General features: G+C 69.4%; 16 protein-coding genes. 9 read left to right on the top strand and 7 right to left on the bottom strand.

Features of this window, described 5'->3' with window-relative positions; translation table 11 throughout:
• Nucleotides 1-78: 78 nt before the first annotated feature.
• Nucleotides 79-636 carry a hypothetical protein gene (locus ACWEKS_RS42025; protein WP_452345297.1) on the bottom strand — a complete coding sequence of 186 codons (558 nt, stop codon included), beginning with the start codon at nucleotides 634-636 and terminating at the stop codon, nucleotides 79-81.
• 238 nt (nucleotides 637-874) lie between these two features.
• Here ACWEKS_RS42025 and ACWEKS_RS42020 point away from each other — a divergent pair, with 238 nt between their 5' ends.
• Nucleotides 875-1,264, top strand: coding sequence for a DUF2237 family protein (locus ACWEKS_RS42020; protein WP_326357779.1), 390 nt, complete (start codon nucleotides 875-877; stop codon nucleotides 1,262-1,264).
• Nucleotides 1,265-1,282: 18 nt separating this feature from the next.
• On the opposite strand, the gene ACWEKS_RS42015 is transcribed toward ACWEKS_RS42020, so the two are convergent.
• Nucleotides 1,283-2,188, bottom strand: coding sequence for a hypothetical protein (locus ACWEKS_RS42015; RefSeq protein WP_452345296.1), 906 nt, complete (start codon nucleotides 2,186-2,188; stop codon nucleotides 1,283-1,285).
• Between the two features lie 174 nt (nucleotides 2,189-2,362).
• Nucleotides 2,363-3,178, bottom strand: coding sequence for a TetR/AcrR family transcriptional regulator (locus tag ACWEKS_RS42010; protein WP_452345295.1), 816 nt, complete (start codon nucleotides 3,176-3,178; stop codon nucleotides 2,363-2,365).
• 103 nt (nucleotides 3,179-3,281) lie between these two features.
• On the opposite strand from ACWEKS_RS42010, the gene ACWEKS_RS42005 reads away from it, so the two are divergent.
• Nucleotides 3,282-4,202, top strand: a complete 921-nt coding sequence (locus ACWEKS_RS42005) for an NmrA family NAD(P)-binding protein (protein WP_452345294.1) — start codon at nucleotides 3,282-3,284, stop codon at nucleotides 4,200-4,202.
• A 57-nt stretch (nucleotides 4,203-4,259) separates the two neighbouring features.
• On the opposite strand, the gene ACWEKS_RS42000 is transcribed toward ACWEKS_RS42005, so the two are convergent.
• Nucleotides 4,260-4,916: an HAD family acid phosphatase gene (locus ACWEKS_RS42000; RefSeq protein WP_452345293.1), complete on the bottom strand. Its 657-nt coding sequence runs from the start codon at nucleotides 4,914-4,916 to the stop codon at nucleotides 4,260-4,262.
• A 104-nt stretch (nucleotides 4,917-5,020) separates the two neighbouring features.
• Nucleotides 5,021-8,632 carry a chromosome segregation protein SMC gene (gene smc / locus ACWEKS_RS41995; RefSeq protein WP_452345292.1) on the bottom strand — a complete coding sequence of 1,204 codons (3,612 nt, stop codon included), beginning with the start codon at nucleotides 8,630-8,632 and terminating at the stop codon, nucleotides 5,021-5,023.
• 94 nt (nucleotides 8,633-8,726) lie between these two features.
• Here smc and ACWEKS_RS41990 point away from each other — a divergent pair, with 94 nt between their 5' ends.
• Nucleotides 8,727-9,665: a MerR family transcriptional regulator gene (locus ACWEKS_RS41990; protein WP_452345291.1), complete on the top strand. Its 939-nt coding sequence runs from the start codon at nucleotides 8,727-8,729 to the stop codon at nucleotides 9,663-9,665.
• A 284-nt stretch (nucleotides 9,666-9,949) separates the two neighbouring features.
• Here ACWEKS_RS41990 and ACWEKS_RS41985 read toward each other — a convergent pair whose 3' ends face one another.
• Entirely contained in the window at nucleotides 9,950-10,378 is a 429-nt protein-coding gene (locus ACWEKS_RS41985) for a DUF1707 SHOCT-like domain-containing protein (protein ID WP_452345290.1), read from the bottom strand.
• Nucleotides 10,379-10,550: 172 nt separating this feature from the next.
• Between ACWEKS_RS41985 and ACWEKS_RS41980 the strand changes: the two genes are divergently transcribed.
• A complete protein-coding gene (locus tag ACWEKS_RS41980; RefSeq protein WP_452345289.1) occupies nucleotides 10,551-11,783 on the top strand; it encodes an acyl-CoA dehydrogenase family protein in 1,233 nt (410 codons plus the stop codon).
• 2 nt (nucleotides 11,784-11,785) lie between these two features.
• Nucleotides 11,786-12,910 carry an acyl-CoA dehydrogenase family protein gene (locus ACWEKS_RS41975; protein ID WP_452345288.1) on the top strand — a complete coding sequence of 375 codons (1,125 nt, stop codon included), beginning with the start codon at nucleotides 11,786-11,788 and terminating at the stop codon, nucleotides 12,908-12,910.
• 105 nt (nucleotides 12,911-13,015) lie between these two features.
• On the opposite strand, the gene ACWEKS_RS41970 is transcribed toward ACWEKS_RS41975, so the two are convergent.
• Complete coding sequence (locus tag ACWEKS_RS41970) at nucleotides 13,016-13,195, bottom strand: hypothetical protein (protein ID WP_452345287.1); 180 nt, start codon at nucleotides 13,193-13,195, stop codon at nucleotides 13,016-13,018.
• A 229-nt stretch (nucleotides 13,196-13,424) separates the two neighbouring features.
• On the opposite strand from ACWEKS_RS41970, the gene ACWEKS_RS41965 reads away from it, so the two are divergent.
• The 4 genes from ACWEKS_RS41965 to ACWEKS_RS41950 all read left to right on the top strand — a co-directional run bounded on the left by ACWEKS_RS41965 (nucleotide 13,425) and on the right by ACWEKS_RS41950 (nucleotide 16,615).
• Nucleotides 13,425-13,865 (top strand): carboxymuconolactone decarboxylase family protein, encoded by a 441-nt coding sequence (locus ACWEKS_RS41965; RefSeq protein WP_452345286.1) that lies wholly within the window; start codon nucleotides 13,425-13,427, stop codon nucleotides 13,863-13,865.
• Nucleotides 13,866-13,905: 40 nt separating this feature from the next.
• Entirely contained in the window at nucleotides 13,906-14,685 is a 780-nt protein-coding gene (locus tag ACWEKS_RS41960) for a metallophosphoesterase family protein (RefSeq protein WP_452345285.1), read from the top strand.
• A 177-nt stretch (nucleotides 14,686-14,862) separates the two neighbouring features.
• A complete protein-coding gene (locus tag ACWEKS_RS41955) occupies nucleotides 14,863-15,306 on the top strand; it encodes a CBS domain-containing protein (protein ID WP_452345284.1) in 444 nt (147 codons plus the stop codon).
• 19 nt (nucleotides 15,307-15,325) lie between these two features.
• The gene (locus ACWEKS_RS41950) at nucleotides 15,326-16,615 is read left to right on the top strand and encodes an ArsB/NhaD family transporter (protein ID WP_452345283.1); all 1,290 of its coding nucleotides are present in this window, start codon (nucleotides 15,326-15,328) and stop codon (nucleotides 16,613-16,615) included.
• The last annotated feature ends 72 nt before the right edge of the window (nucleotides 16,616-16,687 follow it).

The raw sequence follows: 16,687 nt of genomic DNA, 5'->3' as shown, positions 1-16,687 counted from the left end.
ACAGGGCTCACGACTGTGGGTGTGTCCAGCAGAACGTGCAGACGGGCGATGAAGGCGTCGATGATCTCAATCGCATAGCTAATTCCGAGCACCGGCCTGCTCGGCGGCCTCGACCGCCGCGGCTCGGGCGCTGTCCTCGGCGTTCTCGGGCGACTGCGTGGCCGCGTCACCCGCGTCGGCGGCCGGGGCAGATTCGGTGGCGACGGGCTCGGTGGGCGTGACGGGCTCGGTGGGCGTGACGGGCTCGGCGGCCGGAGCGAGCTCGGGGCCCTGGACCGGGTCGGGGAGGCGGACATTGGTGATGCTGCGCTTGGCGGCGTCGCGCGGGACGGCCGCGTCGTCGCCGACGTGCGGCTGACCCTCGTCGTCGGTGCGCTCGGGCGGGAGCGGCAGCGGTTGCGGCTTGGGTTTGGCGGCGGGCGCCTGCTCGCGCTCCGCAGTGCCGCTGCCCTGGCTGAAGTTGAATCCGCTCGAGGCCTGATATCCGCCCGACCGGTCGGTCACCTCCTTGGTCTCGGTGACCTCCGGGGTCAGCGAGATCCGGCGGCGCTTGTTCAGGGCGTAGCCGGCAACCAGCGCCACGAGCAGCACCGCCGCGATCGCGGCGATGAGAATCCACAGTTCAGCAGTCGTCACGCCTCCATCCTTTCAGAGGCACCTGCATTGCCGGATTCACATACCTACCGACGCGTCGCAGGGCAGTGTCGTCTATCACGCAGGGCAGCGTCGTCTATCACACAGCCATGCCGTGTGATGCGGAGACACGCCGGGTAGGGGCCTGGAAATCCCAGCAACTACCAACCGGTCTGCTCGAGAACGTGCCACAGTGCGGAAGGAGCGGCGAATGCGACACCGAGACAATAGGATCGGCGACGTGACCGATCGAAATGTGCTTGGGGGACCGCTGGAGGAGTGTGGCACCGATCCTCTCACCGGCTTCTACCGGGACGGATGCTGCAGCACCGGTCCCGAGGATTTGGGCAGCCACACCGTCTGCACCGTGGTGACGGCGGAATTCCTGGAGCACCAGAAGTCGATCGGCAACGATCTCGTCACTCCGCGGCCCGAGAACAACTTCCCGGGCCTGCAACCGGGCGACAGGTGGTGTGTGGTGGCCGTGCGCTGGCTGCACGCCCACGAGGACGGGGTGGCCGCGCCGGTGGTGCTGGCCGCCACCCACGAGAACGCCCTCGAGGTGGTGCCCATGGAAACCCTGCGCAAGTACGCCGTCGACGTCCCCGACGACGTCAGCGACCTGCTCTGAGACCCTGCCGCAGCCGGCTCAGCCGCCGGTGTGCAGCTCGTTGTCGCTACCCCTGCGCAGCAATGCCTCTGTGGCGCTGCGCAATTCGACGCGGGCCGCGCACAGCTGCGGGTCCGAGGCGAAGGCCACGCGGTCGGCGCCGGCGTGCAGGGGGCCGTGGAGGACCTGCAGGGCGATGGAGCCGGCGACGGCGCCGAAGAACAAGGCGATCAGGGCGGGGCGCTCACCGGCCAGGGTGAGGGCGAGCGCGGCCTGACCGCCGAACACGGCCGCGGTGGCCGCCGAGAGCACCAGCGAGTGGGTCATGTCGGCGCGCAGACCCTCGCCCTCGTCGTAGGCGTCCACCACGGCGATGCCCAGGCCCAGCACCACCAGGTCGGCCGCGATCACCGACAGCATGGCCGTGCGCGGCAGAACGTTGAGCCCCAACAGGATCAGGGCCGCGCTGAGCCCGAGCAGCAGCGCGCCGATGGTAAGCAGGCCGGCCGCCGACCGCCGCGAATCCTCGGACCATTCGGCGTGCTGTCCCAGCATCCCGAGCATGGTGCCGAGCAGCGCCAGCAGGGTGAGCGCGCCGAGCAGGTACCCGGCGGGCAGGAAGCCGCCCGCGGCGGGCATGGCCAGCAGGGCGCACAACGGCAGCAGCCCGACCCGCCACCAGCGGTCCACGCGCTCGACGGCGCCGAGGGGCAGCAGCCGCACGAAGACTCCGCTGAAGGCCAGCACCGGCGCGCACACCAGCACGATCCGCGGACCGTCGAACCAGGAGTTGCCGCCGGCCAGCCGATCCGCCACCACGGCCGCGGCGAACGCCAGCAGCCCGATGGCAGCCCTGCGTAACAACGGCTTTCGCGGATCCCGCGCCAGTAGATACAAACCGAGCCACCATGCGACACCGAACGTCGCGGCCGACACCCAAACCACGCAGGGAGCGTACTTCCCCACTGCCCCGTTGCGGGTCCATACGAATACGCCAAATATGGCCTTCTACCAGTATTTTTCGCCTCCGCACCCGCCTCGTCACACCTTCGCATCCGTTCGGACACACCCAGGTCACGAAGTGCCCCAACGGCTTTCAGGGCGGGGCCGATTAGGGGCTCATGCGGGGGTGGCGTGGCGACGGCGATGTGCCTTCTGACGGCAGGCGGCGGAGCAGTAGCGGGCCGGGCGGCCGGTGCCGGGCGGGTGGATCGGGGTCGCGCAGATCGGGCAGTGCGGCGTTTCGTCACGCGCCGCGGTTTCGTCACGGGGCGCGGGCGGGTTCCGGGGTTTCGTTACGGTGCCGGACCCGGGCCGGGCCCGCATGGAGTCCAGGACCAGGGCGGCGGGTCGGGACAGTTCGCGACCCGGGCTGAGGCGTTGGATGGCAACACATCCCGTGAACAGGGCCAGCACGTCGGAGAGCGCGAGGTCCGGGCGGACCGCGCCGGCGCGCTGCGCGGCGACCAGCAGATCATCGAGGGCGGCGTGGAAGCGGGCGCCCGCGTCCTGCACCAGTTCGCGGGGCCAGCCGTCATTGGCGGCCAGGTCGCAGACGGCCTGGTTGCGATGGGACGAGACGATGACCTCGGTACAGAAGACGAAGAAGGCCCGGCCCGGGTCGGGCGTGTCCCGCAGGCGGTGCGCGAGAGCGGTGAGGCGGTCGATGCGCTGCTGCATGACCGCCTCCAGCAGTGCGGTTTTGGTGGGGAAATGCCGGTAGACGGTGCCCGCGCCGACGCCCGCGCGGCGGGCCACCTCGGCCAGTGACACGGCGACGCCGCCCTCGGCGAGGGCTCGCTGCGCCGCGGCCAGCACCAGCGCGCGGTTGCGGCGCGCATCGGACCGGGTGTTCGGGGCGGGCTTGTCGCGGAGCCGGGTCGGCTCTACGCGGGACAGGGTGTGCTCTACGTGGGACAGGCTGGGCGCGGACATTTCGTTACGCGGGTCCTTTCCGGTCGTGGTCAACGGAAACGGGCGGTTCTAGCGTCCATATTCGGGTCGACCGACCCGAATACTACCGAACGAACGGCTGACGATGTCTTCTCGAAATGATCCGACCGAGCCTTCTCACGATGATCTGGTGCTGGTGACCGGGGCGACCGGCAAGCAGGGCGGGGCCACCGCGCGCCGGCTGCTCGCCGCCGGCCGGGCGGTGCGGGCGCTGGTGCGTGATCCGGAATCGCCTGCGGCACAGGAACTCGCGGCCGCGGGTGCGCAACTGGCCGTCGGGGACTTCGACGCTCCCGAGTCCCTCGCCCCGGCGCTGTCCGGCGTGGGCGCGGCCTTCCTGGTGCCGCCCGCGACCTTCGGCCCGAACGGCTGGGACACCGAACTGGAGGTCGAGCGCGGCACGCGGTTCATCGCGGCCGCGCGCACCGCCGGGGTGGAGTTCATCGTGTTCACCACCGTCGCCTCCTACACCGAGGACGGCAAGTGGGGTGCGCAGGGCAAGCGGCGGGTGGAGGAGGTGTTGCAGTCCAGTGGTCTGCACTGGACGATCCTGCGCCCCGCCCGATTCATGGAGAACTACTTCATGCAGGGCTTCCCGGTGGACGGCATCAACGATGGCGTGCACAAGCATCTGTTCCCGGCGGACCGGCCGGTGCAGTCCATCGCCCTCGACGATATTGCCGTGTTCGCGCACCTGGCCTTCGAGGATCCGGCCCGATTCCACGGCCGGGTGCTGGAATTGGCCGGTGACGATCCGACCATGCCCGCCGCGGCCGCCGCCATCACGGCCGCCACCGGGCACGCGGTGCGCTACCTGGAGGGCACCGAGGCCGAGGCCGAGGCCCTGGGACCCGAGGTCGGGGCGGTCTGGCGCTTGTCGCGGCAGGGCCAGGGCTGGCACGCCGACATTCCCGCGCTGCGCGAAATCCATCCCGGCTTACGGACTTTCGACATGTGGCTGGCCGAAACCGGTGCGGCGCGGTTGAAGTCGCTGCTGGACGGGTGAGGACCGCGGGCGAGGAGGACCCGCGCCTCCTGTCCCGCGGTCACGGGACTCGGTAGGTCACGCCAGGGCGCCGTTGTAGTCCGGCAGCTTGAAGGTCTTCAGGGCGTGGCCGCCGGACAGATCGGAGGCGCTGTTGCCGATATTGGCGACGATGGTGTAGCCCTGGGCCTCGATGGAGGCGCGGGTGGCGGTCTTGTAGTCGGCGAGGGCGCCCGCGCCGCTGGAGCCGGTGGTGAGGCCGCCGCCGTAGAGCCCGTCCACCGGGTAGCCGACGGTGGTCAGGTTGATCTGGGTGTAGAAGTTCATGAGCGCGGGCCGGCCGGTCACGAAGATGATGGACGCGCCTTGGCTTTTCGCCCACTGCGCCAGCTTCAGGATCGGCTGGATGGCGGGGGTGATCGGGCCCGGATGGTAGGTAGTCTCGAGTACGGTGTTGTCGACGTCGAAGACGATGGCGGGCTTGGTGGTTCCGGGCAGCGCGGTGGTGAGGTAGGTCTGCGCGTCGGCGGCGATCGGGGTGATGTCGCCGATCCACTGGCTGTAGGGCGGCAGGTTGCTGTTGCCGCCGCCGGAACCGGACAGGGAGCCGGTGCCCGAGCCGGAGGCCGATCCGGATCCGAGTGCGGAGGATCCGGAGTCGGCCAGGGCGACCGGGAGCGGGGCGACCAGGCCGACGACGATGCCGGCGGCCAGTACTGCGAGGGAGCGTCTCATGGGGCCGGACGCTAATGCCTCGCCCATGCGACGCGCAGGCGTTTCACTTTGCCCCGCACCGCAATCCCGCTCACCGGAACGGCGGCGCCGGGGTCGTCACCGGGTCACGGTGTCGCGCCGACCAGATTCTCCCCGCGCATGCGCTGCGAGATCACCTGCGTGATGCCGTCACCGCGCATGCTGACGCCGTAGAGCGCGTCGGCGATCTCCATGGTCGGCTTCTGGTGGGTGATGACGATGAGCTGGCTCTTCTCGCGCAGCTGCTCGAACAGGCCGATGAGCCGGCGCAGATTGGTGTCGTCCAGCGCCGCCTCGACCTCGTCCATGACATAGAACGGGGAGGGGCGAGCCCGGAAGATCGACACCAGGAATGCCACTGCCGCAAGGGATTTCTCGCCACCGGAGAGCAGCGACAACCGCTTGACCTTCTTGCCCGGCGGGCGGGCCTCGACCTCGACGCCGGTGGTGAGCATGTCGCTGGGATCGGTGAGCAGCAGCCGCCCCTCACCGCCGGGGAACAGGCGCCCGAAGACGCCGGTGAATTCGCGTTCGACGTCCTCGTAGGCCTCGGTGAAGACCTGCAGGATGCGCTCGTCCACCTCGGCGACCACGTCGAGCAGATCCTGGCGGGCCTTCTTGACGTCCTCGAGCTGGGTATTGAGGAAGGTGTAGCGCTCCTCGAGGGCCGCGAACTCCTCCAGCGCCAGGGGATTCACCTTGCCGAGGGTGGTGAGGTCCTTCTCGGCGCGCTTGGCGCGGCGCTCCTGAGTGGCGCGGTCATAGGGCATGGGCTGGGGTGCGCTGACTGCTTCGCCGCGGTCGCGGGCCTGCTCGTACTCCATCAGCTCCAGCGCGGTGGGCGGCATGGGGACGTCCGGGCCGTATTCGGCGATGAGGTCGTCGAGGCTGATGCCGAACTGTTCGGAGATGGTGGTCTCGACCTGTTCGATGCGCAGTGCGGCCTGGGCGCGGGCCACCTCGTCGCGGTGCACGGCGTCGGTGAGCTGGGTGAGCTGGGTGGTGAGGGCGCGGGAGCGTTCCTTGGTCTGCTCCACCTGGGCCGCGAGTTCGCTACGGCGGCGCACCAATTCGTCACGGCGGGTGGCGGCCTGGCCGACCACCTGCTCGAGTTCGGCGGCCACCCGTTCCGCGGACTCGGCGACCACGGCCGCGACGGCGGCGGCCTGGCGGCGGGCGGCCTGGGCGCGTTCGGCGCGGGCGCGGGTCTCGCGTTCGGCGCGGGCCGCGCGGCGCAGCGAATCCGCTCTGCCGCGTACCGATTCCGCGCGTTCCTCGGCGGTGCGGACGGCCAGGCGGGCCTCGACCTCCATCGAGCGGGCCTCGGCGAGGGCGGCGGCGGCCTCCTCGCGGGCGTACCCCGCGGTCTCGGTGCCGGCGGCCTCCGGATCCATTTCGGCCTGTTCGAGTTCGGCATGGCGCAGCCGGTCCTCGAGGTCGGCCAGTTTGGAAAGCGTGTCCTCGCGGCCGGTTTCGGCTTCGTCGCGCTGGGCCAGCAGGCGGTCGCATTCGCGCTGGGCGGTGCGGGCGCCGTGACCGAGGCGGCCCAGGCGGTCGTAGATGGCGACCAGGGCCTGATCGGATTCGTGCAGGGCGAGCAGGGCGTGGTCGACCGCCTCCTTGCGGTCGGACTGCTCGGCGAGCGCGCCCGCGAGCGCGGCCTCGAGTTCCTCGGCCGTGCGCTGCCAGGAGGCCAATTCGTCCTTGGCGGAATCGATGTCGGCCTGCACCTCGAGCTGGCTGGGGGCGCGGTCGGAGCCGCCGAGCAGCCAGCCGCTGCCGGTGAGGTCGCCGTCGCGGGTGACCACGCGCAGTTCCGGGCGCTCGGCGAGGACCCGGGCGGCGGTGGCGAGATCGTCGGTGACGGCGATGCCGGCGGTGAGGGCGGCGATGGCGCCGCGCAGGTCGGCGGGGCAGTCCACCACCTCGGTGAGCCAGCGCGCGGCGGCCGGTAGTCGCGAATCCGCCGGTGCCACCGGCTGATCGGTGGCGTCGGCGTAGACGATGGCGGCGCGGCCGCCGTCGGATTCCTTGAGGGCGCGCACGGCGGCGTGGGCCGAGTGCCCGGTGTCGGCGGCGACGGCGTCGGCCAGCGGGCCCAGTGCGGCGGCGACCGCGGACTCGAAACCGCCGTGCACCCGGATCAGCCCGGACAGCGGGCCGAGCAGGCCGTCGGTGCGGTGCTCGAGCAGCCAGGCCGCGCCGTCCTTGCGGCGCAGGCCCATGGTGAGGGCCTCGATCCGGGCGGTCAGCGAGGCGACGCGTTTACCGGCCTCGCGGTCCTTCTCGCGCAGTTCGGTGACGCGCTGGTCGGCCAGGGCGAGCGCCTGGGCGGCGTGCTCGTAGGAGGTGTCGAGGCCCTCCTCGCCCGCGTCGAGTTCGCTCAATTCGCCCTGGACTGCCTCGAATTCGGCGTTCGCGTCCTCGCCGCGGCGGCGGGCCTCGGCGATGCCGGTGGACATGCGCGCGATCTCGCCGTCCACGGACTGGGCGCGGATGCGGAGGGTGTCGACCTGGCCGGACAGGCGGGCCAGGCCCTCGCGGCGGTCGGCGATGGCGCGGACGGCGGCCAGGTGGGCCTGTTCGGCGGCCTTGGCGGCCTGCTCGCGTTCGTGCAGTTGCTCGCGGGCGGCTTCCAAGGTTTCGGTGGCCATTTCGACCGCTTCGCGTAGTTCGGCCTCTTCGGCTTCGACCCGATCCGCCTCGCGCTCCAGCTGTTCCGGGTCGCGGCCGGCGCCGGCGGGTTGCTCGATGGTGAGGTTGCGCGCGCGATCGCGGGCAATGCGGATAGTGGCATTGACGCGTTCGGTCAGGGCGGACAGCTGGAACCAGGTCTGGGCGGCGGCCTCGGCGCTGGGGGTGAGCTTGGAGAGCTCGAATTCCTGCTGGGCCAGGGCGGCATTGGCGGCGTCCAGCTCGGCCTGCACGTTGACCTGCTGCTCGCGGGCGTAGGCCTCCTTGCTCTGCTGGCTCTCCAGTTCGCGGCGGCGGCTCACCAGATCGTCGGCGGCCAGGCGCAAACGGGCGTCGCGGAGCTCGGACTGGACGGTCGCGGCGCGGCGGGCCACCTCGGCCTGCCGGCCCAGCGGCTTCAACTGCCTGCGCAATTCGGTGGTGAGGTCGGTGAGGCGGGCCAGGTTGGACTGCATGGCGTCCAGCTTGCGGACCGCCTTCTCCTTGCGCCGCCGGTGCTTGAGCACGCCCGCGGCCTCCTCGATGAAGGCCCGCCGATCCTCCGGCCGCGATTCCAGAATCGCCGACAGCTGGCCCTGACCGACGATGACGTGCATTTCCCGGCCGATGCCGGAGTCGCTGAGCAGCTCCTGGACATCCATGAGCCGGCAGGAGTTTCCATTGATCTCGTACTCGCCCGCGCCGTCGCGGAACATGCGGCGGGTAATGGACACTTCGGAGTACTCGATGGGCAGCACGCCGTCGGAGTTGTCGATGGTCAGCGTGACTTCGGCACGACCGAGCGGGGCGCGGCCCGCGGTACCGGCGAAGATGACGTCCTGCATCTTCCCACCCCGCAGGGCTTTCGCGCCCTGCTCACCCATCACCCAGGTGAGCGCGTCGACGACGTTGGATTTCCCCGACCCGTTGGGCCCGACCACGCAGGTGATCCCCGGTTCGAATCGCAACGTCGTCGCGGACGCGAAGGACTTGAACCCCTTCAGCGTCAGACTCTTCAGGTGCACAGCGGCTCAGACTACCCGCTCCGCCGGGATTGCCCCGAGTATGCCGGACACCAGGACTTGAGTCTCCACCAAGGGGAAGCACCAAGGTTGACGCATGGACGACGAAACGCTCTACACGATCGGGGCGCTGGCCGAACGCACCGGCCTGACGGTCAAGACCATTCGGTTCTACTCCGACAAGGGGATCGTTCCGGCGACCATGTACAGCCCCGGCGGCTACCGGCTGTACGACATCGAGGCCGTGGCGCGCCTGGAACTGGTACGCACCCTGCGCGAACTGGGCATGGACCTGGCGACCGTGCGGCGCGTGCTGTCCCGCGAAACCTCCCTGACCGAGGTCGCGACCGCGCACGCCGAGGCGGTGGACGTACAGATCCGCGTACTGCGGCTCCGGCGCGCGGTGCTCCGCGCGGTGGCCAACCGGGGATCGGATGACAAGGAGATGGGATTCATGCACAAACTGGTGCAATTGTCCGAAGCCGAACGCGCCCGCATCATTCACGACTTCGTCGACGACACCTTCGGCGCCGTGGACGGCAACCCCGCCGTGCTGGAACTGCTCCGTTCCACCATGCCGGAACTCCCCGACGACCCCACCCCCGACCAGGTCGGCGCCTGGATGGACCTGGTGGAACTGGTGCAGGACAAGGAATTTCGCGCCGCAGTCCGCCGCATGGCGGACTACCAGGCCGAGGAACGCGCCGCCGGCGACCACACCGGCCTCCACCACGACCTCACCGAGGCCGTCCGCACCGAAGTCGCCCGAGCCCTGACCGACGGCATCGCCCCCGAAAGCCCAACCGCAGCACCCGTCCTCGACACCCTCACAGCCCGCTACGCCGAAACCTTCACCAAGCCGGACGACCACAATCTCCGAGAATGGATCCTGACCCGCCTGGAAATCGCCAACGACCCACGCGTAGAACGTTATTGGCGCCTGGTAGCCACCATCAACGCCTGGCCCCCACTCCCCGACCTGACCCCAACCTTCGACTGGTTCGCCACCGCGCTGCGCACCCGACTCGCCCAGTAGTCAAGGCACCGGAAGCCCGGGCCGAGAACCGATCAGTGTGCAGCAAATCCCAGATGGGAAGTGCTGCACACTAATCCTCGAACACCTCGTCGAGACTTACTGCGGTGAGTAGCACCCGTCCACACCAGACTCGCAGCCGGTCCGGATTCGCAGTCCAGCCGATGCCGAAAGCCTCCTGGCCGATGTGCCGAACTTGATCGGCAACCACTCGGCCAGAGCCTCGGCACAGCCCCCGAAGTGGCCTCGGACACGCGGCGATGTCACGCCCTAGCGAGCACTCGGGGTCAGCGGGTGCGGGAGCGGTTCCAGGCGGCGGATTCCCAGCCCATGACGACGCGGAAGACGAGGACTGCGCCCCAGGGGCCGATGACCCAGATGGGCCAGGGGTAGGTGAATTCGCCTGTGGTGAGGGAGATTGCGGCCCAGATGACGAGGCAGAGGAGGCTGACGCCGAGCCAGGCGCTGCCCTCGATCCGCTGCCAGATGGGGAAGCGGGTGCGGGAGATGGACTGGGGTGCAACGGTCTTGGGCAGTTTGGGGAGGTCCTGGAGGACCAGTTGGAGGTCTTCGCGGGTGGCGGTGGCGTAGACCCGGGTGAGGCGCTCGTTGTATTCGGCCAGGTCGAGGCGGCCGTCGGAAAGGTGGCGGCCGAGGAGGTCGGCGATCTGGGCGCGCTCGGCGTCGGAGGCGCGGGTGCCGGTGGTGATGTCCATGTCGATCCTCTCGGTCGGACGCTGCCATATGTTCCACAGTGGAATATGAATCCAGGATAAACCTCCATAATGGAATGTCAAGGCCATTCAACTGAAGGCGGGTGCCAGCACATTTGCCAGCAGGGGTGATGCGATGAGATGGTTACTTCCAGTTCTCGGACAAGGAGTCATCGTGGACCTCGACTGGTCGCCTGCCGATCTGGCATTTCGTGATGAAGTGCGCAGCTTCCTCGACGAAAAGTTAACCGGCGATCTTCGCCGTGCGGGACGGTTGGCGACCAGCGTCTACCCGGACCACGAGGCCAGCATGCAGTGGCAGGCCATCCTGCACGAACGCGGCTGGGCCGCCCCGGCATGGCCGGTGCAGTACGGCGGCTGCGACTGGAGCCTGACCCAGCACTACATCTTCGGCCGCGAATGCACCCTGGCCGGCGCACCGAACCTGTCCCCCATGGGAATTCGCATGGTCGCGCACGCCATCATGGCCTTCGGCACCCCGGAGCAGCAGGACTTCTTCCTGCCCCGCATCCTCACCGGCGAGGTCTTCTTCTGCCAGGGCTATTCGGAGCCCGAGGCGGGCTCGGATCTGGCCTCGCTGACCATGGCCGCGGTGCCCGACGGCGAGGACCTGGTCGTCACCGGCTCCAAGATCTGGACCACGCACGCCACCGAGGCCAACTGGATCTTCGCCCTGGTCCGCACCTCCCGGCAGGCCAAGAAGCAGCAGGGCATCACCTTCGTGCTCATCGACATGCGCACCCCCGGCATCGAGATCCGCCCGCTGGTCATGACCTCCGGCGAGCAGGTGCAGAACCAGGTGTTCTTCGATCAGGTGCGGGTGCCGCAGGCGAACGTGCTGGGCGCCATCGACGACGGCTGGACCGTCGCCAAGTACCTGCTCAACTTCGAGCGCGGCGGCGGCGCGGCGGCCCCGGCCCTGCAGGTCATGGCCGAAGAGCTCGCCCGGGCGGCCACGGAGCAGGTCGCCCCGAACGGCGGCGTGCTCATCGACGATCCCGCCTTCGCCGCCAAACTGGCCGATGCCCGCCTGCGCGCGGACGTGCTGGAGATCCTCGAATACCGCACCCTCGCACTGGTTTCCAGCGGAAAGGATCCCGGCCCCGCCGCATCCACCATCAAGATCCTGGGCACCGAGCTGAGCCAGACACTCACCGAGCTCGCGCTGGAGGCCGCCGGTCCGCGCGGTCGCGCCTATCAGCCGCACGCCACCATGCCGGGCGGGCCGATCGCCGATTTCACCCCGCCCGCAGACGGTTTCGTCGCCGGCGCCGACTGGCAGGCGGTCGCCGCGCTGCGGTACTTCAACGACCGCGCCGGCTCGATCTACGCCGGCAGCAACGAGATTCAGCGCAACATCATCGCCAAAGCCAGCCTGGGACTGTAGCCATGGACTTCTCCTTCACCGCCGAACAAGAACTGCTCCGCGACACCGTCACCGGGTTCCTGGCGGCGCGCTATCCGCTCGAGCCCAGCCGCGCGGCGGCGCGCACCGGGGCCGGCCGGCAGCCGGAGGTGTGGCGCGGACTGGCCGAGGAGGTCGGGATTCTCGGGGCGAGCCTGCCGGAGTCGGTGGGCGGCATCGGGGGCGGCCCGGTCGAGACCATGATCATCGCCGAGGCGCTGGGCGCGGCACTCGTGCTGGAACCGTACGTGGACACCGTGGTGGTCGGCGGCGGCCTGCTGCGGCGCGCCGGCGGCAAGCGGGCCGAGGATCTGCTGACGGGCATCGCCGCCGGCGAGGTGGTCACCGGGTTCGCCGCGCTGGAACCGCGATCCGGCTACGACTACACCGCTGTCGCGACCACCGCGGTCCGCGACGGTGACGGCTGGGTGCTGACCGGTGAGAAGACGGTGGTGACCGCCGCACCGCTGGCCACCCACCTGCTGGTGACCGCGCGACTGGACGGCGACATCGCGCTGTTCGTGGTCGATTTCGACGCCGCCCATTCCCCCGCCGGGCTCGTCGCGCGCCCGTACCGCACCATCGACGAGCGCCAGGCCGCGGACCTGACCTTCGAGGCCCTGCGCGTGCCCGCCGACGCCCTGCTGCTCGCGGACGCGGGCGAGGCCATTGCCGCCACCCTGGACGAGGCCATCGCGGCGGTGTGCGCCGAGGCGGTCGGAGCCATGCGCAAGGTGGTCGCCGACACCGTCGCGTACAGCAAGCAGCGTCAGCAGTTCGGCGTCCCGATCGCCAGCTTCCAGGCGCTGCAGCACCGTATGGTGGACATGCTGCTGGAGCTCGAACAGGCCGTGGCCGCAACGTATCTGGTGACGCTGAAGCTGGATGCCCCCGCACCCGAGCGGGCCCGCGCCGCCTCGGCCGCCAAGGCCACCATCGGCCGCGCCGCCCGGCGCATCGGCCAGGAGTCGGTGCAGTTGCACGGCGCCATGGGCATGACCGAGGAGCTGGCCATCGGCCACTTCTTCAAGCGCCTGACCGCTGTGCAGTACGAGTTCGGCACCACCGACCAGCACATCGCCCGCTATGCCGCAATGACGCGGCCGTAGCGGTTCCCGCGCACCGGGTCAGGGGTGATCCGGTGTCCGGCCGGGTTCCGGTGGATCGCCTGGGGGATCCACCGGAACCTGGCCGTCGCGCGGGCGATCCCGTGGCTACCGGCGATGGCCCTGGTCGGCAGCGACGGGTATCCGTCCGGCATCACGGCGTCCGGACCGGGGCGCGGCGGCGGCGCCCCGCGCCGACCCTCGCACGGCGAGCACGATAACCAGCGCCAATGCGGGTCCGGTGACGAAGCACAGCAGACCCAGCGCGATCAGCAGAACTGTTCCCACGTGCGGATTATTGTCCGCCGCGCCGCATTTCGCACAATTACGGCAAACGCCACCGTCCGGACCGAACGAGCCGACCGGTCCAGCTGGGACGCGGCCCGGGAACCCGCCGGCAACTGCGGCCGCGACCAGCGCCATGCTGGTGTGATCGAGGCCACAGCGGCTCACCCGTCACGTCCGCGGGCCCTGTCTCGTCCTTGGTGTGGAAACGAACCGGAGGAAGGACGACACCATGTCGCGATTGAACATGCAGCAGGCGGCCCCCGAGGTCTACCAGGCCTGGATCGCCGCCGAGACCGCGATCCGTCGCGGCCCCCTCGACGCCACCGTGCGGGAACTGGTCAAGATCCGGGTCTCACAGGTCAACGGTTGCCTGTTCTGCATCGACATGCACTCCACCGAGGCCCGCAAGGAGGGCGAGACCGAGCGGCGGCTCTGGCACCTCAACGCCTGGCGGGAGTCCGAGCTCTTCACCCCGGCCGAGCAGGCGGCGCTGGAATACGCGGAGGCCGCAACGCAACTCGGCCCGCACGGGGTGAGCGACGAGATCTGGGCGGGCGTGGAGAAGCACTTCGACGAGGGCCAGCGGGCGGGTCTGGTCGCGGTGACCGCGCAGATCAACCTGTGGAACCGCCTCGGCGTCCCGCTACGGCTGGAGCCCCTGGGCGAGTAGGCCCGCACCGGCCACGGCCCGAATAGCGTTGACAGCCAGGATGGTTCTGTGGCTGGCTGACGGTATGGGCCGTGGTGAGACCGATTCCGGACGCGTCCGGATCGCGGCAGTGGGCGATCTGCACATGCGCGAGAGCATGCGCGGCCGATTCCGGCCCGCCCTGCTGGAACTGGGCGAACGCGCGGATGTGCTGCTGCTGGCCGGTGATCTGACCAATGGCGGCACCCTGCGCGACACCGACGCGCTGTGCGCCGAGATCGAGGAGCTGCCGGTCCCGGTGGTCGCCGTCCTGGGCAATCACGATCACGACCGCCGGCTCGGTTTCCGGATCTCGGTGCGGCTCAGCGAGATCGGCGTCCACATGCTCGACGGCACCGCGATCACCCTGCCCGTCAACGGGATTCGCCTGGGCATCGCCGGGGTGATGGGCGGCAGCGGCGGATTTCCCGGCCACCCCGGCAATCCGGCCGAGGGCAGTGTCGAACACCGCGCCCGCTTCCGCCGCGGCCCCGCCGACGCCACCCGCCTGCGCGCCGCCCTGGAATCCCTCGACACCGATCTCCGCATCGCCCTCATGCACTTCTCCCCCGTCGTCGGCACGCTGGCCGGCGAACCCCCGAAGATCTACCCGGGCCTGGGCTGTCACGATCTCGCCGAGGCGGTGGACGCGGCCGGCGCCGCCCTCGCCGTCCACGGCCACGCCCACGGCGGCACCGAATTCGGCCGCACCGCGGGCGGCGTCGAGGTGCGCAACGTCTCCTATCCGGTCATCCGCGCAGCCTGCCGGGTGTACGAGCTCAGCCACCCGAGCGACAGGTAAACCCGTTCGCGGTACCGTTGACGAAATCTCTACACACGGTGTGCCGGGAAGTCTGGTCGGCCGGTCCGAAACCTCGGGCCGCGCGGTCCGACCTGGGAGTTTCGATGCGGCATCCGTTTTCGATCTTGACGTATTCTGCTGCCGTGAACGCCCGGCTCTTCGTCGTATCCTGCAGTTATGCATGCCGCTCAGATGGCCGAGGATTATCCCGTGATCGATCTGGACTCCGACGCGATCGACGCGGCGAAGTTGCTGGCCGAGCATCGGCTACCCGGGATTCTGGTGACCGATGCCAAGGGAGAGCCGCATTCGGTGCTGCCGGCGTCGCAGGTCGCGCTGTTCATCGTGCCGAAGTACGTGCAGGACGATCCGTCGCTGGCGGGGGTGCTGAACGAGTCCATGTGCGGGCAGGTGGTGAAGCGGTTGCGGGGCAAGAAGGTTCGGGATGTGATTCCGGAGCGGCTCACCAGGATTCCGGCCGCGAAGGCCGACGACAATATCGTCGAGGTGGCCGCGCTGATGGCGAAGTACAAGTCGCCGCTGGTGGCGGTGCAGGACGGGACGGCGTTGCTCGGCGTGATCACGTCCGCGCGGCTGCTCGAGGTGGCGCTGGCCAACTGAGCCCGCCGGGGCGGCAGTCGTGACCGCTGTCGCCATCGCCGTCTTCGTCGTCGCGTATGTGCTCATCGCGACGGAGCGCGTGCACAAGACCATTGCGGCGCTGGTCGGCGGGGGCGTGGTCATCGGTATCGGCATCCTCGACTCCGACGACGTCTTCTACTCGCACGAGACCGGCATCGACTGGAACGTCATCTACCTGCTGCTCGGCATGATGATCATCGTCGGAGTACTGCGGCAGACCGGCATCTTCGAGTACGTCGCGATCTGGGCGGCCAAGCGCGCCAAGGGATCCGCCCTGCGGGTGATGATCCTGCTGGTGCTCATCACCGCCACCGCGTCCGGCTTCCTGGACAATGTCACCACCGTGCTGCTCATCGCCCCGGTCACCCTGCTGGTGTGCGAGCGCCTCGAGGTGCCGCCGGCGCCCTTCCTCATCGCCGAGGTGCTGGCCTCCAATATCGGCGGCGCGGCGACCCTCATCGGCGACCCGCCCAACATCATCATCGGCAGCCGGGCGGGGCTGTCGTTCAACGACTTCTTCCTGAATCTGACACCGATCGTGCTGATCACCCTGGCCGTGTTCGCCCTGCTGCTGCCGCGCCTGTTCAAGGGCTCCTTCGACGTCGATCCCGAACGCGCCGCCGACATCATGCAGCTGAACGAGCGCGAGGCGATTCGCGATCCGAAGCTGTTGATCAAGTGCGGAATTGTGCTCGCCGCCGTGTTCGCGGGATTCTTCGGCCATCCGATTCTCCACCTCGAACCGTCGCTGGTGGCATTGCTCGGCGCGGGCGCGCTGGTGCTGATTTCCGGTCTGCCGCAACGGGATTACCTGTCCGCGGTGGAATGGGAAACGCTGCTGTTCTTCGCCGGCTTGTTCGTGATGATCGGGGCGCTGGTGAAAACCGGTGTGATCGCCCGGCTGGCGAAATCCGCGACCGAACTCACCGGCGGTGACGCGCTCGTGGCAACCATGCTGATACTCGTGGTCTCGGCGGTGCTGTCGGGCGTCATCGACAACATCCCGTACGTGGCGACCATGAGTCCACTGGTGGCCCAGCTGGTGGAGCACGTCGATCACCCGGCCCAGGCGAACGCCCTGTGGTGGGCGCTGACACTGGGCGCGGATTTCGGTGGCAATCTCACAGCAGTCGGGGCCAGCGCGAATGTGGTGATGCTCGGCATTGCGCGGCGTTCGGACCATCCGATCTCGTTCTGGGAATTCACCCGGAAGGGCATTCCGGTGACTGCGGTCACGATTGCGGTGGCCGCGCCATATCTGTGGCTGCGCTATTTCGTATTCGCCTGACCAGCGACAATCGGCACAACACGGACCTCTTCTGTGTGGCGATTGGTAATTTCCGCGACCCCTGACCGACAA

Source organism: Nocardia sp. NPDC004711 (genome assembly GCF_053601595.1).
The sequence above is the reverse complement of the archived record's forward strand: the minus strand, read 5'-3'. Positions and strand labels throughout refer to the sequence as shown.

Excerpts from the sequence above, each read along its gene's own strand:
- ACWEKS_RS42010 (WP_452345295.1), bottom strand. The coding sequence starts at position 3,178 with ATGTCCGCGCCCAGCCTGTCCCACGTAGAGCACACCCTGTCCCGCGTA.
- ACWEKS_RS42005 (WP_452345294.1), top strand. The coding sequence starts at position 3,282 with ATGTCTTCTCGAAATGATCCGACCGAGCCTTCTCACGATGATCTGGTG.
- ACWEKS_RS42000 (WP_452345293.1), bottom strand. The coding sequence starts at position 4,916 with ATGAGACGCTCCCTCGCAGTACTGGCCGCCGGCATCGTCGTCGGCCTG.
- ACWEKS_RS41990 (WP_452345291.1), top strand. The coding sequence starts at position 8,727 with ATGGACGACGAAACGCTCTACACGATCGGGGCGCTGGCCGAACGCACC.
- ACWEKS_RS41985 (WP_452345290.1), bottom strand. The coding sequence starts at position 10,378 with ATGGACATCACCACCGGCACCCGCGCCTCCGACGCCGAGCGCGCCCAG.
- ACWEKS_RS41975 (WP_452345288.1), top strand. The coding sequence starts at position 11,786 with ATGGACTTCTCCTTCACCGCCGAACAAGAACTGCTCCGCGACACCGTC.
- ACWEKS_RS41965 (WP_452345286.1), top strand. The coding sequence starts at position 13,425 with ATGTCGCGATTGAACATGCAGCAGGCGGCCCCCGAGGTCTACCAGGCC.
- ACWEKS_RS41960 (WP_452345285.1), top strand. The coding sequence starts at position 13,906 with ATGGTTCTGTGGCTGGCTGACGGTATGGGCCGTGGTGAGACCGATTCC.
- ACWEKS_RS41955 (WP_452345284.1), top strand. The coding sequence starts at position 14,863 with ATGCATGCCGCTCAGATGGCCGAGGATTATCCCGTGATCGATCTGGAC.